General features: G+C 48.0%; 15 protein-coding genes and 1 tRNA gene. 10 read left to right on the top strand and 6 right to left on the bottom strand.

All coding sequences use genetic code 11. The features are described from left to right. Window positions 1-46 precede the first annotated feature (46 nt). Window positions 47-1,039: an aspartate-semialdehyde dehydrogenase gene (locus WBG78_RS02270; protein WP_337324738.1), complete on the bottom strand. Its 993-nt coding sequence runs from the start codon at window positions 1,037-1,039 to the stop codon at window positions 47-49. Window positions 1,040-1,088: 49 nt separating this feature from the next. Between WBG78_RS02270 and WBG78_RS02265 the strand changes: the two genes are divergently transcribed. The 4 genes from WBG78_RS02265 (at window position 1,089) to WBG78_RS02250 (ending at window position 6,339) form a co-directional block, all read left to right on the top strand. Further along, complete coding sequence (locus WBG78_RS02265; RefSeq protein WP_337324737.1) at window positions 1,089-2,837, top strand: lamin tail domain-containing protein; 1,749 nt, start codon at window positions 1,089-1,091, stop codon at window positions 2,835-2,837. A 594-nt stretch (window positions 2,838-3,431) separates the two neighbouring features. Further along, window positions 3,432-3,848 (top strand): TraR/DksA family transcriptional regulator, encoded by a 417-nt coding sequence (locus WBG78_RS02260; protein ID WP_337325281.1) that lies wholly within the window; start codon window positions 3,432-3,434, stop codon window positions 3,846-3,848. 66 nt (window positions 3,849-3,914) lie between these two features. Further along, window positions 3,915-4,826: an SMC-Scp complex subunit ScpB gene (scpB, locus tag WBG78_RS02255; protein ID WP_337324736.1), complete on the top strand. Its 912-nt coding sequence runs from the start codon at window positions 3,915-3,917 to the stop codon at window positions 4,824-4,826. After that, window positions 4,813-6,339, top strand: coding sequence for a pseudouridine synthase (locus WBG78_RS02250; protein ID WP_337324735.1), 1,527 nt, complete (start codon window positions 4,813-4,815; stop codon window positions 6,337-6,339). Before scpB ends, WBG78_RS02250 begins: the two co-directional genes overlap by 14 nt. Before the next feature lie 72 nt (window positions 6,340-6,411). Here WBG78_RS02250 and WBG78_RS02245 read toward each other — a convergent pair whose 3' ends face one another. Further along, window positions 6,412-7,794, bottom strand: coding sequence for a sensor histidine kinase (locus tag WBG78_RS02245; protein WP_337324734.1), 1,383 nt, complete (start codon window positions 7,792-7,794; stop codon window positions 6,412-6,414). A 108-nt stretch (window positions 7,795-7,902) separates the two neighbouring features. Continuing rightward, a tRNA-Phe gene (locus tag WBG78_RS02240) sits at window positions 7,903-7,975 on the bottom strand. A gap of 105 nt (window positions 7,976-8,080) precedes the next feature. On the opposite strand from WBG78_RS02240, the gene WBG78_RS02235 reads away from it, so the two are divergent. From WBG78_RS02235 to WBG78_RS02220, 4 genes are read left to right on the top strand one after another with little or no spacing between them, the layout of a single operon-like run. Then, a complete protein-coding gene (locus tag WBG78_RS02235) occupies window positions 8,081-9,382 on the top strand; it encodes a (Fe-S)-binding protein (RefSeq protein ID WP_337324733.1) in 1,302 nt (433 codons plus the stop codon). Between the two features lie 3 nt (window positions 9,383-9,385). Continuing rightward, window positions 9,386-10,177 (top strand): (Fe-S)-binding protein, encoded by a 792-nt coding sequence (locus WBG78_RS02230; RefSeq protein WP_337324732.1) that lies wholly within the window; start codon window positions 9,386-9,388, stop codon window positions 10,175-10,177. 23 nt (window positions 10,178-10,200) lie between these two features. Then, complete coding sequence (locus WBG78_RS02225; RefSeq protein ID WP_337324731.1) at window positions 10,201-10,704, top strand: helix-turn-helix domain-containing protein; 504 nt, start codon at window positions 10,201-10,203, stop codon at window positions 10,702-10,704. A gap of 34 nt (window positions 10,705-10,738) precedes the next feature. Continuing rightward, window positions 10,739-12,736 carry an OmpA family protein gene (locus tag WBG78_RS02220; RefSeq protein ID WP_337324730.1) on the top strand — a complete coding sequence of 666 codons (1,998 nt, stop codon included), beginning with the start codon at window positions 10,739-10,741 and terminating at the stop codon, window positions 12,734-12,736. A 559-nt stretch (window positions 12,737-13,295) separates the two neighbouring features. Here WBG78_RS02220 and WBG78_RS02215 read toward each other — a convergent pair. Further along, the gene (locus WBG78_RS02215) at window positions 13,296-14,072 is read right to left on the bottom strand and encodes an acyl-CoA desaturase (protein ID WP_337324729.1); all 777 of its coding nucleotides are present in this window, start codon (window positions 14,070-14,072) and stop codon (window positions 13,296-13,298) included. 107 nt (window positions 14,073-14,179) lie between these two features. After that, window positions 14,180-14,776, bottom strand: coding sequence for a sigma-70 family RNA polymerase sigma factor (locus tag WBG78_RS02210; protein WP_337324728.1), 597 nt, complete (start codon window positions 14,774-14,776; stop codon window positions 14,180-14,182). A 244-nt stretch (window positions 14,777-15,020) separates the two neighbouring features. Between WBG78_RS02210 and WBG78_RS02205 the strand changes: the two genes are divergently transcribed. Both WBG78_RS02205 and WBG78_RS02200 read left to right on the top strand, forming a co-directional pair. Beyond that, window positions 15,021-15,980: an acyl-CoA desaturase gene (locus WBG78_RS02205; protein WP_337324727.1), complete on the top strand. Its 960-nt coding sequence runs from the start codon at window positions 15,021-15,023 to the stop codon at window positions 15,978-15,980. 43 nt (window positions 15,981-16,023) lie between these two features. Further along, the gene (locus WBG78_RS02200; protein ID WP_337324726.1) at window positions 16,024-17,304 is read left to right on the top strand and encodes a DEAD/DEAH box helicase; all 1,281 of its coding nucleotides are present in this window, start codon (window positions 16,024-16,026) and stop codon (window positions 17,302-17,304) included. Here the strand turns inward: WBG78_RS02200 and mutS are convergent, their stop codons facing one another. Continuing rightward, window positions 17,305-19,911 (bottom strand): DNA mismatch repair protein MutS, encoded by a 2,607-nt coding sequence (mutS, locus tag WBG78_RS02195; RefSeq protein ID WP_337324725.1) that lies wholly within the window; start codon window positions 19,909-19,911, stop codon window positions 17,305-17,307. It lies immediately after the preceding gene. Window positions 19,912-19,921 lie beyond the last annotated feature (10 nt).

The following is a 19,921-nucleotide window of genomic DNA, read 5'->3' as shown; positions in this document are numbered from 1 at the left end:
CTCTTTATTATGATTTCGTCGCATTGGCGACGATGTTCAGTTCAGATTAGTACACCAGACTTTTCTCCATCATGAACTCGGCGATCTGAACAGCGTTGGTTGCAGCTCCCTTGCGCAGGTTGTCGGCAACGATCCAAAGATTCAGTGTGTTCGGCTGTGACTCATCGCGACGGATACGACCTACGAATACTTCATCGCGGTTATGCGATGTGATAGGCATAGGGTATACGTTGTTCTTAGGATCATCCTGTACAATCACACCAGGTGTAGTGGAAAGGATCGAGCGAACTTCGCTGAGGTTGAAATCCTCTTCGAATTCAACGTTCACTGCTTCAGAGTGACCACCAATTGCCGGTATACGAACCGTTGTAGAGGTAACGCCGATCTTGTTATCGCTAAGGATCTTTCGTGTTTCATTCACCATCTTCATTTCCTCCTTGGTGTAACCATTGTCAAGGAAAGAGTCGATATGAGGCAATGCGTTCATATCGATCTGGTGAGGATAAACCTTAGGTCCATTTACGCCTTTGCGCTCGTCCATCATTTGCTGAACGGCATCTTTGCCAGTACCAGTTACGGACTGATAGGTAGAAACAACGATACGCTTCAGTTTGTATTTTACATGGAGTGGAGCAAGCACCAACACCATCTGGATTGTCGAACAGTTAGGGTTAGCGATGATACGGTCATCGATGGAAAGCTGATGTCCATTGATTTCAGGAACGATCAACTTCTTCGTAGGGTCCATTCTCCATGCTGACGAGTTGTCGATAACGATCGTACCAGCTTCAGCATACTTCGGTGCCCACTCAAGTGAGGTTCCACCGCCAGCTGAGAAAATAGCAATGTCAGCTCCCAGCTTAGCGCCTTCTTCAATCCCCTTTACCGTGTACTCCTTACCCTTGAACTTCATTTTTTGTCCAACAGACTTTGGCGATGCGATAAGATAAAGCTCATCAAAAGGAAAGCTCCTTTCCTCTAAAACTTTCAGGATTTCCTGGCCCACTAAACCAGTGGCGCCTACTACTGCTAATTTCATTTTTGGTTAATTTTAAGGGCTACAAAAATAATATAATCCCGTTGTGCTTATGAAAAATACCCCACAATTAATTGGGGTTAGTGCATTGCTCACGTTTGCTGTTTCAGTAATGCCAACCCAACAAATGTTCGCTCACCTGTATTTGGTGACCTGTGAGTCATCAACAAGTTATGCTTTCGACTACTCCTGGAAAACAATCATCATTACAGAGATCATGGCCGACCCATCACCTCCTCAGGGATTACCCGAGGTTGAATATGTCGAACTGTTTAATCGCGCTGCTGTTTCCGTGTCCCTGGAAGGATGGAAACTTTCGGATGCTTCCAGCACAGTTGTTCTAAATGCTATAACGTTAGATCCAGGACAATATGTTGCTATCGCATCAAAACCAATAGCAGTTGCCACAAACATGATGATTGTTTCAGGTTTGCCGTCGCTGAACAATGCTGGCGATTCGCTGATGCTGACCGACGCCGGTAACAATGTCATAGATGTCGTTAACTATTCGGACGACTGGTACCGCGATGAACAACGTAGTAAGGGTGGATGGTCGCTCGAACTAATTGACGTAAACAACACGTGTGAGCTTGCCGGCAACTGGACCGTCGCTGACGATTCAATGGGTGGAACGCCGGGCAAAGAAAATTCTGTGATGGCATCCAACCCTGATGTAACCGGGCCACTGTTGGCATCCGTCGACATAGTTGACGAACGGAATCTGCGAATCAATTTCAATGAAAGGCTTTCCCAGGCGACACTTCAGTCCACGAAATGGGCAATCATACCTTCTGTAGAGCTTACAAAGCTCACATTCATCGACAGCTCGCGTATGGCGATAGCGCTGGTGCTGGACCAACCTTTGCAGGGTGGCCAGTTGTATTCTCTCACAATGGGACAGGTTTACGATTGTGCCGGCAATCCATTACAGCCGGGTGGCAAAACTACTTTTGCACTCCCTGAAGCAGCTGCCTCAGGCGATGTTGTGATCAATGAAATTCTGTTTAACCCACGTCCTGATGGGGTTGATTTTGTAGAGCTTTTCAATGCGTCCGGAAAGTATATCAGCCTTAACGGATGGGCTATTGGCTCAGTGAATGACGATGGCTATTCAGAACGTGCAATCATCAATGCCATCGTTACATTGCATCCGAAGCAGTACATGGCTTTTACGGCTGATGCATCGGTTTTGGAAGCACAATATCTGTGTGCTGATTCCAGCATCACGCAACTCAAACTTCCATCTTACGCCGATGAAAAAGGGATCGTCTATATTTCCAATGAAGTCGATTCGACGATAGATCTCTTCGAATACAACGCTGCGATGCACAACGCATTTGTCAATGATTCAGAGGGCATATCATTGGAACGCATATCAAGCAGTGCCCCTTCAAACGACGGATCGAACTGGACTTCTGCGAGTTCATCTGCGGGATTTGCCACACCTGGCTCTGGAAACAGCGCCGAGCGCCGGGAGCGGACAACAGAGAAGGCCGTTACTGTGGCGCCTTCGGTGTTTACGCCGATAACCGGTCAGCCTAACTTCGCAGAAATTTCCTATCAGTTTGAGCAACCAGGATGTGTTGCAACGGTAAACATATACGACAGCAGAGGGATGATTGTGCGTCACATTGCTGATAACATATTGTTGTCCACAGAAGGCAAGTTGCGGTGGGACGGAGACAAGGACAATGGATCGAAAGCTCTATCGGGCTATTATGTGGTATGGTTTCAGGTTTATGCTGACGATGGGACGTCGAGGTTGTTTCGGGAGGCTGTTGCAATCTCATCCCGGTATTGATTCCCAGATTTAAGTGTCTAAACCGCGATAAGAACGGTTGTCGAAGCGCCTGCGAGCATCAAATGGCACGGGTTAAATCGCCGATTTTTTATCGGCGGGAATTTATTGACTAATATTTTTTGTTTTCGTGCATGACCGCATAATTTTGCGCATCTTTTACCAAACGGAGAATTTCTTATGGCTAAGAACAAGAAGGTAGTATCGAAGGCAACGAAGAAGGCGCCTGCAAAGGTTAAGCCTGCACCAAAGAAAAAGGTTGCCACAAAGGCCAAGAGTGCTCCGGCAAAGAAGGCAGCGCCCAAAAAGGTAGTTAAGCCTGCCGCTAAGAAGCCTGTTGTCGCCAAGAAAGCCGCTGCTCCAAAGAAAGTTCTGACCCCTAAGAAAGTTGAGAAGCCAGTTGAAAAACCGATCGAAAAGGCGGTTGTAGCTCCGAAAGTTGAAAAGGTAGAACCCCAGATTGAGAAGGCCGCTCCGGTGGTGAAGAAAGAGAAAGAAAAAGTTGAAAAGCCGGTGACGGTAAAACCAGCAGCGCCTGCGCCAAGCAAGCCTGCGCCTCCACAATTAACCATTTTCCCTGTGCCAAATCAGAGACCTATTGCCCATAAATCAGCAAAACCTGTTTCTTCTGGTGATGAAAGAACGAGGTATTCTGAAGACGAGTTAAACGAGTTTGCCGCGCTTATCCACAAGAAACTGGACAAAGCGAAAGACGAGTACAAGATTCTGAAGGAAACCCTGAATCGCAACAACGACGAGGGTACAGATGCCACATCAGGTGGAAATACTAAAGTATTGGAAGACGGAGCAGAAACTGCTGAAAAGGAGAACCTCAGTCAGCTTGCTGCCCGCCAGCAGAAATATATTATGAACCTCGAAAATGCCCTTATCCGCATCAAAAACGGAACTTATGGCATTTGTTCGGTCACTGGCAAATTGATCCCTAAGGAGCGTCTGATTGCCGTGCCACACACAACGCAATCTATCGAAGCGAAGATGATGCAGCAAGACTAAGCGTCTGCTCCCCCATTTTCTTATAACTTTGCATTTTAGTTTACCACTACAACTAAACTGTTTCGTTTGGACTTCTTACAAAATCACATTGAGGCGTTGATCTTTTGCAGCCCTACTCCGATTCGGATTGCTGAGATAAAATCGTGCCTTTCAGAAATGTTCAACGCCGAAGTTCCTGAAGAGGACATTCTCGGTGCTTTGCAACGCCTTGAAGAAAAATTTCAGGCTGAAGAATTTTCTTTTCAACTATACAAAGCAGCTGGCGGCTATCAGTTTTTGACGAAGCCTGCTTATCAGACCAGCATCGGCATCATGCTGAAGCAGCAATCCAAAAAGCGTCTCTCTACGAGCGCAATGGAAACGCTGTCGATCATTGCATACAAGCAACCGATCTCCAAAACAGAGATTGAGAACATACGAGGCGTGAACTGCGACTATGCCGTTCAAAAATTGCTTGACAAGAGCCTGATTGAAATAACTGGCAAGGCCGATACCATTGGGCGCCCGATGCTTTACGGGACAACTCCAAAATTCATGGAGTACTTTGGTATCAACGACCTTAGTGAACTTCCTGTTCCTAAAGAGGCAACTGCCGAAATCAACACCATCGGACAAAACGCGGAGTCGCCAGAGCTCGAATTTGCAGCTGATGAAGTCGTCGTGGAGACAGAGGGCAACGAGGTTGTAAATGCAGTTGATGCTTTGGAATCTATTGAGGCTTCAGAAAGCATTGAAGGGACTGAGCCCGAACTGGCGATTGAGTCTGCCGAAGGCATTGAAACTACGGAGGCAATTGAAAACGTTGAGTCAACGGAAGCAATTACCGAAAATGATATCACCAATGAGCAGGATTCATCCTCTGAAACAGAAGAGGATATAGAATATACTGCTACTGCGGAAGAAGGCGACGGTGAGCCTGATAACGAATCACCTGACCAACCGGAAGAACCGGAAAAACAAACAGATGCCCAGGCCTAATTCATCAGGACCGCGCCGTTCAGGAGGTAAACGCCAGGGCGCACGTTCAGGAGATCGTACACGTGAAAATCGCAGCGATTCTTCGGGACCTCGTCGTTCACCAAAGAAAACTTCACGTCCTGATTCAGACCAGGGACGCGGATCACGTGGCGACAGCAAAGGATTCGGTCGTCCAAAGTCAGCGTCAAAAGGCGAAAGAGATACTCCTCCTAAACGCTCATATCAAAAGGGCAGTTCGTTCGGGAAACGTGCTCCGCGTGCCGAAGGAGAAGGAGACAAGCCGAGAAAGTTTGGAAAGCCAGGCTTCGGTTCATCCGATCGTCCAAACAGGTCATTCGGAAAGCGTCCACCTCGAGCAGAGGGGAAAGACCAGGGGGGTGAACAACCACGCAAATTTGGTCGTCCAAAATTCGGCTTCTCTAAGCCTTCATTTCAGAAAGACAAACCATTCGGAAAGCGTCCTCCACGTGCAGAAGGCGAAGATCAGGGCGGCGAGCAGCCACGCAAATTTGGTCGTTCAAGATCCGACTCTGCCAAGCCTTCATTTAAGACCGACGACTCTTTCCAGAAGCGTTCTCCACGTTCTAAGACCGGAGACGGAGATACCGATAAGCCTCGTAAGTTCGATCGTTCGAAGTTTGACAATGATGAACCGCGTCGCGAAAGAAGCAGATCTTTTGGCAAGAACGATCACGGCCATCAGGCCGAGGGTAACAGGCCATTCAAGAAGTTTGATCGTGGTAACGTAAAGCGCGGAGGTCAGTCTATAAGACAGGAGCCAGAAATGCCAGCACAGGAATCAGGTGGTCCTGTCAGATTAAATAAATTCATTGCCAACAGCGGCGTTTGTTCCAGACGGGAAGCGGATGAACTAATCACGATGGGTCTCATCTCCGTAAATGGAAAAGTAGTGACGACCCTTGGTCATAAGGTTAATCCTGGTGATGAAGTACGCCACGAGAACAAGGTGCTTCGCGCTGAGAAGCCAGTATACATTCTCATGAACAAACCCAAAGGATTTCTCACGACGACTTCAGACCCTGAGGAAAGAAGCACGGTGATGCATATCGTGGCGAACGTCATCAAGGAAAGAATTTATCCTGTTGGCAGACTGGATAGGAACACAACGGGCCTGCTGGTGCTCACTAACGATGGAGATCTTGCCGAGAAGCTGATGCACCCTTCTCATAATGTTAAGAAGATATATCGCGTTGAGCTCGATCGCCCCCTCACCAGGGCCGATGCGCAGAAGATCATAGATGGTGTTCAGCTGGAAGAAGGACGGGCAATTGTTGATGACCTCGCTTATGTGGACGAAGGCAAGAATGTAGTAGGTCTTGAGATTCACATTGGCTGGAACCGCGTTGTTCGCCGGATCTTCGAATCACTCGAATACCAGGTTGTGAAACTCGATCGCACCATGTACGCCGGCCTGACCAAAAGGGATCTTCCCCGCGGCGAATGGCGCTTCCTTACCCGTGAAGAAGTTGTGTTGCTGAAACATTACAAGTGAGAGGATGAAAGCATTCTAAATTAACGAAGCCCCGTCAAGGGGCTTTTTTAATTCTCAAGTCCATTTGTCGGGCTACGCGTTTTCCAGCACCACTTTAAAAGTGCTTCCCTTCCCAAGCTCCGACTCAACCGTAATGATCCCATTGATTTTGGTCAGTGCTTCTTCAACAATGTACAGACCCAGTCCTGTTCCGTCCGTCGTGGGCGACGCACGATAAAACATGTCAAAGATCTTTGGAATGTTCTCTTTTGCTATACCCTGTCCGTTGTCTTCAATTGCAATCTCGACATCACCCCTGTTGCGCTTGAACGTAACCTTGATATATGGATTAGGCTGATTGAGATTGTGATACTTTACAGCGTTCGACATCAGATTGTTAAGGATGATCTTGATCTGATTATAATCAGACTTGAACTTATCACTCGGTCCTTCCTGATAGTCGAGTTGTATTGCCGATACTCCTTTGTTGAAGCGAATGTCGGCGATCGTCTCGTCCAGCAATTTTGAAAAATCAAGCTGTTCGAATTTCAAATCGACTTTCTTGCTGCGCGAAAGACTGAGGATATCGCTGATGATGAGGTCGAGTTTTCGAATGCGCTCTTCGATCATATTCATGAACGAACGTGCTTTCTCTTCCTGCAGCTCAATCTTTCCGAGATATGTTAGGCCGAGGATGGACGCAATAGGAGTACGAAGATCGTGGGAGGTGCTTGAAAGGAAACTGTCGAGCTCCTTGTTTTCGCGGTTAAGATTCTCGCGTTCGTCTTCGAGAAACCACATTACCATGCTCATGCCCATCAGCGACACCAGTAACAGGTCGACGGATCCAAAGAGTTCAAGCCCCGAGACTTCAGTGCCCAGTAATTTTAGCAGTCGCAGCGTGAAGTCGTACAGCTGATAGATGCTGAAAGAAATGAGTGAGCTTGAAAGCAGTTGCTGACCAAATCCCTTGGTGAACTTTTTGTTCGTCCACACCACCATTCCAGCCACCAGAAAACCAATTCCGGTAATAACGGCACGGCTACCGAAACTCACCAGATACCTCGAGAAAGGTCCTGCCTGTCCAAAGACAATTACAGATAATATGGCAAACAAGAGTGTTACGGTGAAGATGATTCGGAACTTTTTGCGGGAGAATGCCTTATCATAAATGAGCTCGTATGTCCCGCGAAGGATCATGATAATTTGAAGAAAGCAAGCAACCTGCGCTGCAATTCCAAACGAATCGCGCAGGAAGCCCTGCTGCTCAATCAGAAAGATCTGGACGACGCCTGATGTGAGTGCATAAACGGCGTACGCCAGCCAGCTCAGGGCCCAGGTGATGAGAAACCGACGCCGGTAAAGCGCTCCAAAATGCCGAAAGATGAAAACGAAGATGAGCCCTAACGTGATTTCAGACAGATACACATAGAACAAACGGGTCGTTGCTTCGGGAGGAAGATTAAAGATGCCCATTCGTCTGTCGTTATTTCACCGGTAAAGTTAGAAGCAGCAAAGTCTAAATTACGAGAAATTCGTGGCGCTCAAAAAACAAAAAACCCCGTTGTTAGCGGGGCTTTGAGGTGGTGACGGAGGGAATTGAACCCCCGACACAAGGATTTTCAGTCCTTTGCTCTACCAACTGAGCTACGTCACCGGAAATGAGGCCACAAAAGTATGTATTTTTAGGTACCACGCAAAAAAGCCCGACTATTTCTTAACCACCCGAAATACCGCTTTATTAGTACTTTTAGATCAAGGTATGATTCAACAAATCGCTTTCATAGGGGTCCTTGCCGGTACTATTTACCTGGTGTGGAAACGGGTAGCCTTTATAAGGAGGAATATTAACCTGGGTAAATCAAAGGAAGTGGTTTCTTCACCCGACAGGGTCCGCAACATGGTGCTGGTGGCTTTCGGCCAACAGAAGATGTTCAAGCGACCGATTCCTGCCCTACTTCACCTTTTCATATACGTGGGCTTCCTGGTAATTAACCTGGAAGTGCTTGAATTTCTGATAGATGGCGTTGCCGGAACGCACAGAATCTTCGCTGACATTCCTTTCTATGGAATCCTCATGAATCTGTTCGAATTTCTTGCTGTAGCGGTGCTTGTTTCCTGTCTTATCATGCTTTTCCGTCGCAATGTTTTAAAGGTGAGGAGATTGAACATGACTGAACTCAACGGGTGGCCCAGGCTTGATGCCAACGTGATCCTCATCACCGAGGTGGCCCTCATGTGCGCCATCCTGCTGATGAATGCTTCTGATCAGCTGTTGCAGGAGGTCTCACCGCACTATGCCAAAACCGGAACTCTGTTTTTCAGTTCCTTCGTGATGTCCATTCTCAAAGGGCAATCGATACCTGGGTTAACAATTATTGAAAGGGCAGCCTGGTGGTTTCACATTATTGGCATCCTTGCGTTCGCGGTTTACATCACCTATTCCAAGCACCTCCACATTGCCCTGGCGTTCCCGAATACCTACTTCGCCAACGTAGCTCCCAAAGGCGAAATGCAAAACATGCCTGTCGTCACCAACGAAGTAAAGATCATGCTGGGGCTAAGTGCTGCGGACAGCGCGCCGGCAGCTACTCCCGGCAGGTTTGGAGCAAAGGATGTCAATGATCTCACCTGGAATAATCTGCTCGGTGCCTATTCGTGTACCGAATGTGGTCGCTGCACAGCTGAGTGCCCTGCTAATCTTACCGGGAAGAAATTATCGCCCCGAAAGATCATGATGGACACTCGTGATCGCATGGAAGAGGTTGGAAAGAGCCTTGATAGCGGGGGAGCTGGTCTTGCCGATGGTAAGTCGCTGCTCGATAACTACATCACCCGTGAAGAAATCAACGCCTGTACCAGCTGCAATGCCTGCGTCGAAGCTTGCCCTGTGATGATCAATCCTCTTGAGATCATACTTGAACTGCGTCGTTACGTTGCCATGGAAGAATCAGGTGCGCCAGCATCATGGAACTCAATGTTTCAAAATATTGAGACCAGCTTTGCCCCCTGGAAGTTTTCACCTGGCGATCGTTTCAATTGGGCTAATGAACTGAAAAAATAGTGTATGGATACCGTTGTAACAATGGCAGAATGGGAATCAAAGGGAGAGCTTCCTGAGATTCTGTTCTGGGTTGGATGTGCAGGTTCGTTTGATGAGCGATATAAAAGAGTGACGCGTGCTTTCGTCACCATTCTGCAGACAACAAAGACCAGCTTTGGTGTGTTGGGTCCGGAGGAAACGTGTACAGGTGATCCTGCGCGCCGGGCAGGAAACGAGTTCCTGTTTCAGATGCAGGCAATGTCCAACATTCAGACACTGGACCGCTACAAGGTTAAGAAGATCGTTACTGCGTGTCCTCATTGTTTCAATACACTGAAGAATGAGTACCCCGCTCTGGGTGGTGCCTACGAGGTCATACATCATTCTACTTTTCTGCAGCAGCTCATCAACGACGGAAAAATCAAGGTCACCGAAGGTGGAGTGTTCAAGGGTAAGAAGATCACTTATCACGACTCCTGCTATCTTGGAAGGGCAAACAACGTATATGAAGCACCTCGTGCCGTTCTGGAGGCACTGGATGCCGACCTGGTCGAAATGAAACGCTGCCGCACTACAGGCTTATGTTGTGGTGCTGGCGGTGCGCAGATGTTCAAAGAGCCGGAAAAGGGTAAGAAGGACATCAATGTGGAGCGTAGTGATGAGGCGTTGGCTACCGGCGCAACTACAGTAGCAGTCGCTTGCCCGTTCTGCATGACGATGATGAGTGATGGCGTGAAAGCGAGGGAAAAGGAAGCAGAGGTTTCGGTAAAAGATCTCTCAGAACTTATTGCCGAAGCACAGGGTTTAAAGTTTTAAAGAGTTCTTAAATACAAGGGATTATGCTAGTTGATTTCGCGTCGTTGAAACCCCATTCAAGAGTCTGGATCTACCATTCAAAAAGAAAATTCACTCCAGACGAAAAGGAGATAATTTACGAGTCGCTGTCGTCGTTTACCAATGACTGGTCGGCTCATGGCGTACCCCTGGTCTCTTCATTCGACATCAAACTTGATTCTTTCATTATACTCGCTGTTGACGAAGAAGCGCATGGAGCAAGTGGTTGCTCGATTGATGGTTCTACCCGGGCTATGAAAGCGCTGGAGGAAAGGTTGGGACTGCCGTTGTTCGATCGTGCGCAAGCCTCATTCGTACGCGGCAACGAACTGTTCACCTTTCCGGTTAGCAAACTCAGGGAGGCGGCATCGACTGGTGAATGGAATTCCGAAACGCTTTGCGTGAATACGCTGGTGGCAACGAAGGGAGAATTGGAATCTGGTTTCGTGATACCTGCAGGAGCAACATGGCTTAAACGTTATTTACCGGCAGCACCTATAACCGGTTAAAAGGAATTTGTAGATTTATCAAAAGTTTGTCCGAATGATGAGGCTGATATTTTTTACTGGTGTTGTCTTACTGTGCGTCACCTCCTGCAGCACCGAAAAGAAAGCGTTGAAGGCTTTCAAATATGGCAAGTATCAAACCTCCATTGATTTATACGCAAAGGTCCTGAAGGGCAGCCCTAACAATGCCCGTGCTAATTATTTCGTCGGCGAGTCTTACAGACTTTCAAACCGCATGAAAGAGGCAGAAGCTTATTATGCGAAGGGTACCAATGCGAAAGGCATCGACAAGGATACAGCACAGTTCTATTACGCTCAGGCGCTGAAGGCAAATGCCAAGTATGCTGAGGCCAAGAAGGTGCTGGAGGCGATTGAAAAGAATCCAGAAAACGAGAAGTTCAAGAATCGGGTTGATGCTGAAGTGAAGGCAATCGACCAGCTTGCCGCTATTAATGAAAAGCCTAGCTATCACCGTGTAAAGAACCTGGAGACACTTAACACTGCCTCATCAGAATATTCACCTGTGTTCCTGAATAACGAGTTATACTTTACCAGCTCTCGCGGTAAGGACAAACTCTATGAGGCTACTGGCACTCCGTTCACCGATATCTTTAAAGTATCGAGCCGCGGTGCAAATGTTGACCTTGCAACGGTCGCGCCACTGCCCGGAGGAATCAACTCTGCAAGCATCAATGATGGATGCATTACATTTTCGCCGGACGGTAAGACAATGGTGTTCTCAAAATGTAATTCCGGCAAGAAAAAAGGTGGTTCTGATTGCGACCTATATCTGTCCCGTTACAGAAACAACGCATGGACAGAACCGGTGATGGTTAACATTAATCAACCGGAAACATGGGAATCTACTCCTGCTTTCAGTGCCGACGGACGGACATTGTATTTTGCTTCTAACCGTAAAGGCGGATACGGAGGAACAGACATTTATTCAGCGCAGATGGACACCCGCGGTCGTTTCTCGCGCGTAAAGAACCTCGGTCCCGATATCAACACACCTGGTAACGAAAACTTCCCTTATGTTGCCGACGATGGAAAGCTCTACTTCTCTTCTGATGAGCATCCCGGCTATGGCGGACTCGATCTGTTCGTGGTTAAGCGGTCAAATGGAAGAACGCTGGTCGAAAATCTTGGCCAGCCGATGAACTCGGTCGGCGATGACTTTGGAATATTCCTCTTCAGACCTGACAGAGGCTTCTTCACTTCAAATCGTGAGGGGGGCAAAGGCGACGATGACATTTATACGTTCATCAATGAAGATCCGAATCTGAAAGTGGTGAATTACTACCTGCAGGGTATTACTTACACGAAGGATAAGGAAGACAAGATGCAAATCCTTCCGAATGCGAAAGTGAGTTTGCTCGATGAGCGGGGAGAATTGATGCAGGACTTTGTAACCGGAAATGACGGCAAGTTCCTGTTCCGCGTTTATGAGAATGAGAACTACAACATGGTAGGTGAATCTGATGGATACCTTGTGAAGCGTCAGTTGTATACTACGCGCGGGCGATCAGTTGATCCTGCGACGCTGAAGGATCTCGTTACCAATGTTACGTTCGATACGCTGCTCGTACTTGACAAGATTGAGCTGAACAAGATCTTCGTACTTGACAACATTTACTACAACTATAACAAAGCCGACATTCGGGAGGACGCTGCCAAGGAACTGGACAAACTGGTCCAACTGCTGGCCGACAACCCGGAGATCAGAATTGAGCTGGGTTCACATACTGACAGCGTCGATGATAACGCTTACAACATGAACCTCTCACAGCGCCGCGCTGAATCGGCCGTCAAATATATTGTTCAACACGGCATCGCCCCCGACCGCCTTGTCGCGAAGGGATATGGCGAAGAGCATCCTATTGCCCGTAACACCAATCCTGACGGAACCGACAACCCTGTTGGTCGTCAGAAGAACCGCCGCACGGAGTTCAAGATCCTGGAGGTAGGTGTAGTGCCCAAGAAGCTTGAGACCGACGAGGTCTTCGATGAGGACAAGTACTTCAAAGAGAATTAGCGATGGCCAGGGGGTGAGTGCGTCAATTGCATTCAACTGCTGTCAAGTGCCGTTTAGTAATCCTTATTTAGGTTTTGGTTAGGCTCGTGTCAGGCTTTTATACTGTTTTGTGGCCGCTTCGCTTAGGCTAGGCGTCCGTTAGGCGTACGCTTCAGTTTGGCTTTGCTTAGGCTTTCATTAGGCTCTGGTTAGGCTTTGGTTAGGATCTCATTAGACTCTGCTTAGGCTTCCATCAGGCTTGGTTGGACTTTGCCTATGCTTCCGACCTCCCCTGTGCGCAGTTCCTCACTCTCACACTGTTCCTCACTCTGACTCAGTTCCTCACTCTGACTCCCGAGCCCGCCCTGCTGCTCATTTCAGGGATGGCTAAGTCGCGAATGAAGAAGGGTGAGGAACAGTGTGAGAGTGAGGAACTGAGTCAGAGTGAGGAACAGTGTGAGAGTGAAGAACAGCGACACCCCCTTTATAACGAAAGAGAGGCTGAACATCTCTGCCCAGCCTCTCTTCCCCGCGACGAGCCGAGGCCCGTCAAATTATTGCCTTAAAATAATCCGGTGTCTTACGCAGCGCGCTGCTTCTGAATGTCGTCTATAGTCATTTGCTTGTGCTTGGCGATCTGGATTATTCCCAGTCTGTTCAGCACTCTAATAACCTGATAAGTTGGATCGATCTCGTGCCAGCGGATACCGCCGAAGTTTGGGCGGTTGCCGAACTTGTGGTGATTGTTATGATAGCTCTCGCCCATCATCAGGAAGTCGAATGGAAGGAAGTTCATTGAAGTATCCTTGACCTCGAAATTCCTGTATCCGTACTTGTGAGCAAACCAGTTGATGATAGCACCGTGGATCGGGCTCATCAGGAAGTGGACCGGCAAAAGGAGCCACAACCACCAGTATTGAGCGTACACAGCGTATATCGTAATATAGATGCCTGCCCAGAAGATTCTCGACGGCCATGAGCGCGCGAATTTGTCGAATGCTTCCCATTGGGGAACGCCTTCGGTGAAGCGACTATCAGGTATGAGTTTGCGGTTAGCGATATCGGAATAGATGGTCTTCGTCTTCCACATCATGTTCCAGATGGTCTCATCATATTTTGGCGAGTGTGGATCGTCTTCCGTATCGGCGAAAGCGTGGTGCATGCGGTGCATGACGCCATAGCCATAGGGGCTCAGGTAGTTTGAGCCTTCGAAGATCCAGGTGAGTACGAAGAATACTTTCTCCCAGAATTTATTCATCGTAAATGCCTTATGCGAAGCGTAGCGATGAAGAAAGAATGTCTGGAAGAATAGCGACAGATACCAGTGCGCTACAAAGAAGATAAGAATTACTGCCATGAAGGTTGTTAAGTTTAGTGGGTCCTCACCGAGGGGTCAGCCAGAACCGAATTATTTCTGTAAGACCGGAATGTGATTGACTTGTGACAAAAAATAGAAAAAAAATTTCACCTTTCTCCAACTGAGATGGCAACCTCTTGTTTCAGGCCCGAAATGAGGTCGGTGATGTGCCCGAGGTCGCAGGCCTTTTTGAAGTTGGCTCTGAAGTTGGACGTGTCGGGCATTTCAAAATGGATCTTCGACGTCTCTTCGCTGAGCTTCTTCTTGGCGCGACACAATAGCTGCCGGCAATGTTCTTTCTTCTTATCGAACGTTTCCTGCAGCGTATCGTAATCAAAATCAAAAACCTCTTTTAACACGAAAATCGCACGTTCCAGGGGCTCAAGCTTTGCCTGCAGCGTTTTCAGCGCTTTTTGCAAGTCGATGTCCAGGTCGAGATGTGCGAGATTCGATTCTTTGAAAAGCTTGAGGGCTTCGGCAAGGTTGTGCTGTCCGAGAAGCTCTTCCTTTTTGTTCTTCAGCGTTTCAATGTGCTTGAGGCAATTATTCCGAACCGCAGAGATGAGATACGCCTTGGTGTTCTCGATCTTCTTCGGACCGGCAGAGAGCCATTTCAATGCTGTCTCCTGCACGATATCCTGAGCATCAGCTTTGCAGCGAACCATGTTAAAGGCAATTGCCTCCAACATCGGTTGATAGCGCATAAAGTGTTGTTCAGGACTCATAAGGACTACAAAGATACGCCCTGAAAATGAGAACTGTAACCTCAGTTTACAAAGTTTCGGCAGTTTTACTTACATGCCATTTTCCACAACCGATCAGTCGTTCGCAGAGATAGTTTTAAACAGCACTATAACGTTCAGGATGAAAGCATTACCTTTGCGTTTGTCTTTAGAAATTAGTTGCCCGTTCGCCGCACTACTTTCCACATTTTTTGGTTTACGAATTATGACAAAAATTGACCTCACTCCAGAAGTCCGGAGGAAACCTGTACTGGTCCAGGAGATTGCTTTTGCAGCTATTCACCTGGCGCCGCTTGGGGCTCTTTACACAGGAGCGACAATGTTCGATTGGATCGTTTGCGCGGTTCTTTACTTCTCCCGCATGTTTTGGGTAACGGGGGGCTATCACCGCTATTTTGCTCATAAGTCATATAAAACATCGCGTTGGTTCCAGTTCGTGATTGCCTTTATGTCACAAACGACTGCACAGAAAGGAGCACTCTGGTGGGCTGCCCATCACCGCCATCACCATCGTCACAGCGACACGCCCGCAGATCCACATTCGATGAAGATTTACGGATTCTGGTATTCTCACATTGGCTGGATCGTTGGTCCTGACTTCAAAGAGACCGACTACAAAGTGATTGGTGACTACGCCAAGTATCCGGAGCTCGTATGGCTTAACAAACATTACCTCGTACCTCCAACAATCCTGGCCTTTGTGGTTATGGCATTGGGCGGTATCGTGAATGGCAATGGAATTACTGACATGTTCACAACGGCTGGATTCTCATCCTTATTCGTTGGATTCTTTTTGAGCACGATAATACTTTATCATGCTACGTTTTCCATCAACTCAATCATGCACAAGGTCGGGTCGCAGCGCTACGAGTCTAACGACGAGTCGCGTAACAGCATCTGGCTTGCGCTGGTAACAATGGGTGAGGGCTGGCATAATAACCACCACTACTATGAAGTGGCGGCACGTCAGGGCTTCTTCTGGTGGGAGATCGACATCACTTATTATATATTGAAAAGTTTTGCAGCTGTTGGCTTAATATGGGATCTGAAAGGAGTTCCAAAACACATTCTGCATTCGAAGAACAAACAGGAAGCTGCTCAACTGCGGAAGAAGTACGAAGCAGAAAAGCAACCTGAAAAACAGTTGGAATCGGAACATGCTTAGCAGCGGTTCTGAAAATGGAAGTTCGGTTTGTAAATCTTAGTCCTTGACATTCGCTGATTTTAATTTTGATGAAAAACTCCTGGATGGTCTTACCTCCATGGGTTTCAATACTCCCACCCCCATTCAACAGCAGGCGATTCCTGTTGTCCTTGAGAACAAGGATCTGATCGCCTGCGCGCAAACTGGTACCGGGAAGACTGGCGCTTACCTGCTTCCGATCATGGACAAGATAGTTCGTGCTGAAAAGCGACATCTCAATACTTTGATTATAGCTCCTACACGCGAGCTGGCTCAACAGATCGATCAGCAGATTGAAGGCATTGGGTACTTCCTCGGGGTAAGTTCAATACCAGTTTACGGTGGTGGGGACGGAGCCACATGGGATCAGCAACGCAAGGCAATGGAAGAAGGCGCTGACATCGTCATCGCTACACCCGGACGACTTATCGCATTGCTGGCAACGGGCAAGATTGTGCTGGATCATCTTGAGCATCTTGTTTTGGACGAAGCCGATCGCATGCTCGACATGGGCTTTTACGACGACATCGTAAAGATCATCACCTATCTTCCCAAGGAGCGTCAGACGGTGTTGTTCTCAGCAACGATGCCACCGAAGATCAGAACGCTGGCAAATAAGATTCTCAGGAATCCGACCGAGATAAATATCGCAATTGCAAAACCTGCTGACGGAATTCTTCAACAGGCTTATGTCGTATTCGATGCGCAGAAGCCGGCGTTGATTAAGCACGTGCTAAAGAGCACCGAATGGAGCAGTGCCATCATTTTTGCATCCACAAAGGAGACTGTTAAGAAGCTCGATCAGGCTTTTCAACGTGCAGGAATGCCCGCTAAAGCATTTCATTCTGATCTCGACCAACCGGAACGCGAGTCGATCCTTCGCGAGTTCAAGAACAAGCAGGTGAACATGCTGATCGGCACCGATGTACTATCCAGAGGTATCGATGTGGAAGGAATAAGCCTGGTAATCAACTTCGATGTCCCTCCGGACCCTGAAGACTATGTACACCGCGTGGGACGGACAGCACGAGCCGACACAACGGGTACAGCGATTACATTTATTAACGAGCGCGATCAGAATCGTTTCTACAGCATTGAAAGCCTTATCGGAAATGAGGTAGCCAAGTTGCCGCTTCCGCAGGCAATAGGCGAAGGTCCTGCGTACCAGCCACGCGTAAAGAAGAACCACAACGGGCACAACGGTAGCAATGGCTCACCTCGTAAGAAGCCCAAATTCTTTCGTCGCGGTAAAGGAGGTAACGGCGGTAAAGGTGGCGGTAAGGGACCCGGCGCTCCTAAGAAGTAATCACTTCTTCTTCATCACTGATAATACTTCATTCAACTTGAGCAATGCTTCGACAGGACTCATCGTGTTGATGTCGACGGTGCCCAGTATATTCTGAATTTCACTAAAGCGAGGATCCGGTGCGAACAAACTTAGCTGTTGTATCGGCGGAGGCAAGTCTTTCAGAGGTGCGGCCTGATTCTTATGCTTGTCTTTCTCGAGAAAGTGCAATATCTCATTGGCGCGCAGCACAACTCTATTCGGCATGCCCGCCAGCTGTGCAACGTGAATTCCAAAGCTGTGTTCACTACCGCCTTCCTTCAGCTTTCGCATGAAGATTATCTTATCGCCAACTTCCTTCACGGATACATTGAAGTTCCTCACACGGACCAGATCTTCTTCAAGCTGATTCAATTCGTGATAGTGAGTGGCAAATAATGTTTTTGCTTTAAAGTCTTTGTGATTGTGAAGGTATTCAACGATTGCCCAGGCGATTGATACCCCGTCGTATGTACTTGTTCCGCGTCCGATCTCATCCATGAGAATGAGGCTGCGATCACTGAGGTTGTTGAGGATGCTGGCCGTCTCCGTCATTTCAACCATGAATGTTGATTCACCTTTTGAAAGGTTATCTGCCGCACCCACGCGAGTAAAGACCTTATCAACGATACCGAGCGTGGCGGCGTCGGCAGGAACATAGCTGCCGATCTGTGCCATCAAAACAATAAGTGCTGTCTGTCGAAGCAAGGCCGATTTACCCGCCATGTTCGGACCGGTAATGATCAGCAGTTGTTGCTTTTCGCTGTCGAGGAAAATATCATTCGGAACATACGACTCGCCCGTACGCAGTTTTCTTTCAATAACGGGATGCCTGCCTGCCTTGATGTCCAGCGTGAGGGACTCATCAACAAAGGGTTTCACGTAACGATTGATCTTAGCTGCCTGTGCAAAGCTGAAAAGGCAGTCCAACTGGGCAACTACACGCGCATTCTGTTGTATCTGGGCAATATATCCCGCTGCCATTGTTACCAGAGCATTGAATATTCTCTGTTCAATAACAACAAGCTTATCTTCAGCATGAAGGATCTTCTCTTCGTACGTCTTCAGTTCCTCGGTGATATAGCGCTCGGCATTCACCAATGTCTGTTTACGGATCCAATCAGATGGAACCTTGTCTTTATTGGCGTTGCTTACTTCGAGGTAATAACCGAATACTTTGTTGTAAGAGATCTTCAGAGAATTGATGCCCGTGCGCGTCACCTCCCGCTTTTGTATCTGCAGAAGGTAATCTTTCCCCGAGAAAGCTATCTGCTGAAGTTCATCCAGTTCGCTATCGACACCTGGCTTGATCACGCCTCCCTGGTGCGAAGCAATTGGAGCATCGTCGCGTACTTCAAGCGATATCTTGTTCGCCAGGTATTCACAACCGTCAAGTTGGTCACCGAGCTTTTGAAGCACTGGCGCCGCATGCTGTGCCAGTTGCTGCCTGATTGGTTCGATGCAACGCAATGCGCGCATCAACTGCAACAACTCCCGCGGATTAATCCTATTGACAGCCACCTTCGATATCAAACGCTCCAGATCACCAATTTGAGCAAGTGAGGTCTTCAGCTGTTCATGAAGTCCCGCGTCTGATAAAATCGTTTCAACTGTGTTCAACCTTTCATCGATCAACGTCTTCTCCTTGAGTGGAAGGATCATCCACTTCCTGAGCAATCGTCCGCCCATTGGAGTAAGTGTATGATCAAGGATCTCGATAAGTGGAGTACCACCATCCTGTTGGGCACCTACCAGTTCCAGATTTCTGATGGTAAATTTATCGAGCCACACGAACCTGTCCTGATCGAGTCGCGAGATCGTTGTTATATGCGACGTATCTCTATGTTCGGTCTCGTCGAGGTAATGAAGAATGGCACCTGCGGCGATGATTGCTTCACCCATGCCTTCGATACCGAATCCTTTCAGCGAGGCAGTCTTGAACTGATTAATCAGCTTTTCGTGACCGAAGTCAAAACCGAATACCCATTCGTCGAGACAGAATGTATTGTATTCGCTTGAGAACAGCGCTTCGAAATGAGTGCGTGATTGTCGGTTGAAAATGATCTCTGCCGGAGCAAAACTCTGGATCGTTTTGAGGACGTAACGCTCGTCTCCCTGCGTTGCGTAAAACTCTCCGGTTGATATGTCGAGGAAGGCAGCTCCGTAAATATTCTTTGTTGCAAATACGGCAGCAAGGAAATTGTTCTGCTTTGTGTTTAAGACATTGTCGTTGTACGATAGCCCTGGCGTTACAAGCTCCGTTACACCTCTCTTTACTATTCCCTTGACAGTTTTTGGATCCTCCAACTGATCGCAGATCGCCACGCGATGTCCGGCGCGAACAAGCTTTGGCAGGTATGAGTCGAGGGAATGATGTGGAAAGCCAGCGAGTTCAATTTCTGAAGACGAACCAGCACCGCGTTTGGTGAGAACGATGTCGAGTACTTTGCTGGCTGTAACAGCGTCTTGTCCGAAAGTCTCGTAAAAATCGCCGACTCTGAATAACAACAGCGCACCGGGGTGCTTCGCTTTGATGGCATTGTATTGCTTCATCAAAGGGGTTTCTGTTGCTGTGGTTGCCGTTGACATAGCCGGCAAT

It is taken from the genome of Chryseolinea sp. T2, assembly GCF_037203685.1.
Taxonomy (GTDB): domain Bacteria; phylum Bacteroidota; class Bacteroidia; order Cytophagales; family Cyclobacteriaceae; genus Chryseolinea.
Note: the sequence above shows the minus strand (reverse complement) of the source record. Positions and strands in the feature narration are given on the sequence as shown.

What these genes read in the sequence shown, in the direction of transcription:
- WBG78_RS02270 (WP_337324738.1), bottom strand. Translation starts at nt 1,039, where the DNA reads ATGAAATTAGCAGTAGTAGGCGCCACTGGTTTAGTGGGCCAGGAAATC.
- WBG78_RS02265 (WP_337324737.1), top strand. Translation starts at nt 1,089, where the DNA reads ATGAAAAATACCCCACAATTAATTGGGGTTAGTGCATTGCTCACGTTT.
- WBG78_RS02250 (WP_337324735.1), top strand. Translation starts at nt 4,813, where the DNA reads ATGCCCAGGCCTAATTCATCAGGACCGCGCCGTTCAGGAGGTAAACGC.
- WBG78_RS02245 (WP_337324734.1), bottom strand. Translation starts at nt 7,794, where the DNA reads ATGGGCATCTTTAATCTTCCTCCCGAAGCAACGACCCGTTTGTTCTAT.
- WBG78_RS02235 (WP_337324733.1), top strand. Translation starts at nt 8,081, where the DNA reads ATGATTCAACAAATCGCTTTCATAGGGGTCCTTGCCGGTACTATTTAC.
- WBG78_RS02230 (WP_337324732.1), top strand. Translation starts at nt 9,386, where the DNA reads ATGGATACCGTTGTAACAATGGCAGAATGGGAATCAAAGGGAGAGCTT.
- WBG78_RS02225 (WP_337324731.1), top strand. Translation starts at nt 10,201, where the DNA reads ATGCTAGTTGATTTCGCGTCGTTGAAACCCCATTCAAGAGTCTGGATC.
- WBG78_RS02220 (WP_337324730.1), top strand. Translation starts at nt 10,739, where the DNA reads ATGATGAGGCTGATATTTTTTACTGGTGTTGTCTTACTGTGCGTCACC.
- WBG78_RS02215 (WP_337324729.1), bottom strand. Translation starts at nt 14,072, where the DNA reads ATGGCAGTAATTCTTATCTTCTTTGTAGCGCACTGGTATCTGTCGCTA.
- WBG78_RS02210 (WP_337324728.1), bottom strand. Translation starts at nt 14,776, where the DNA reads ATGCGCTATCAACCGATGTTGGAGGCAATTGCCTTTAACATGGTTCGC.
- WBG78_RS02205 (WP_337324727.1), top strand. Translation starts at nt 15,021, where the DNA reads ATGACAAAAATTGACCTCACTCCAGAAGTCCGGAGGAAACCTGTACTG.
- mutS (WP_337324725.1), bottom strand. Translation starts at nt 19,911, where the DNA reads ATGTCAACGGCAACCACAGCAACAGAAACCCCTTTGATGAAGCAATAC.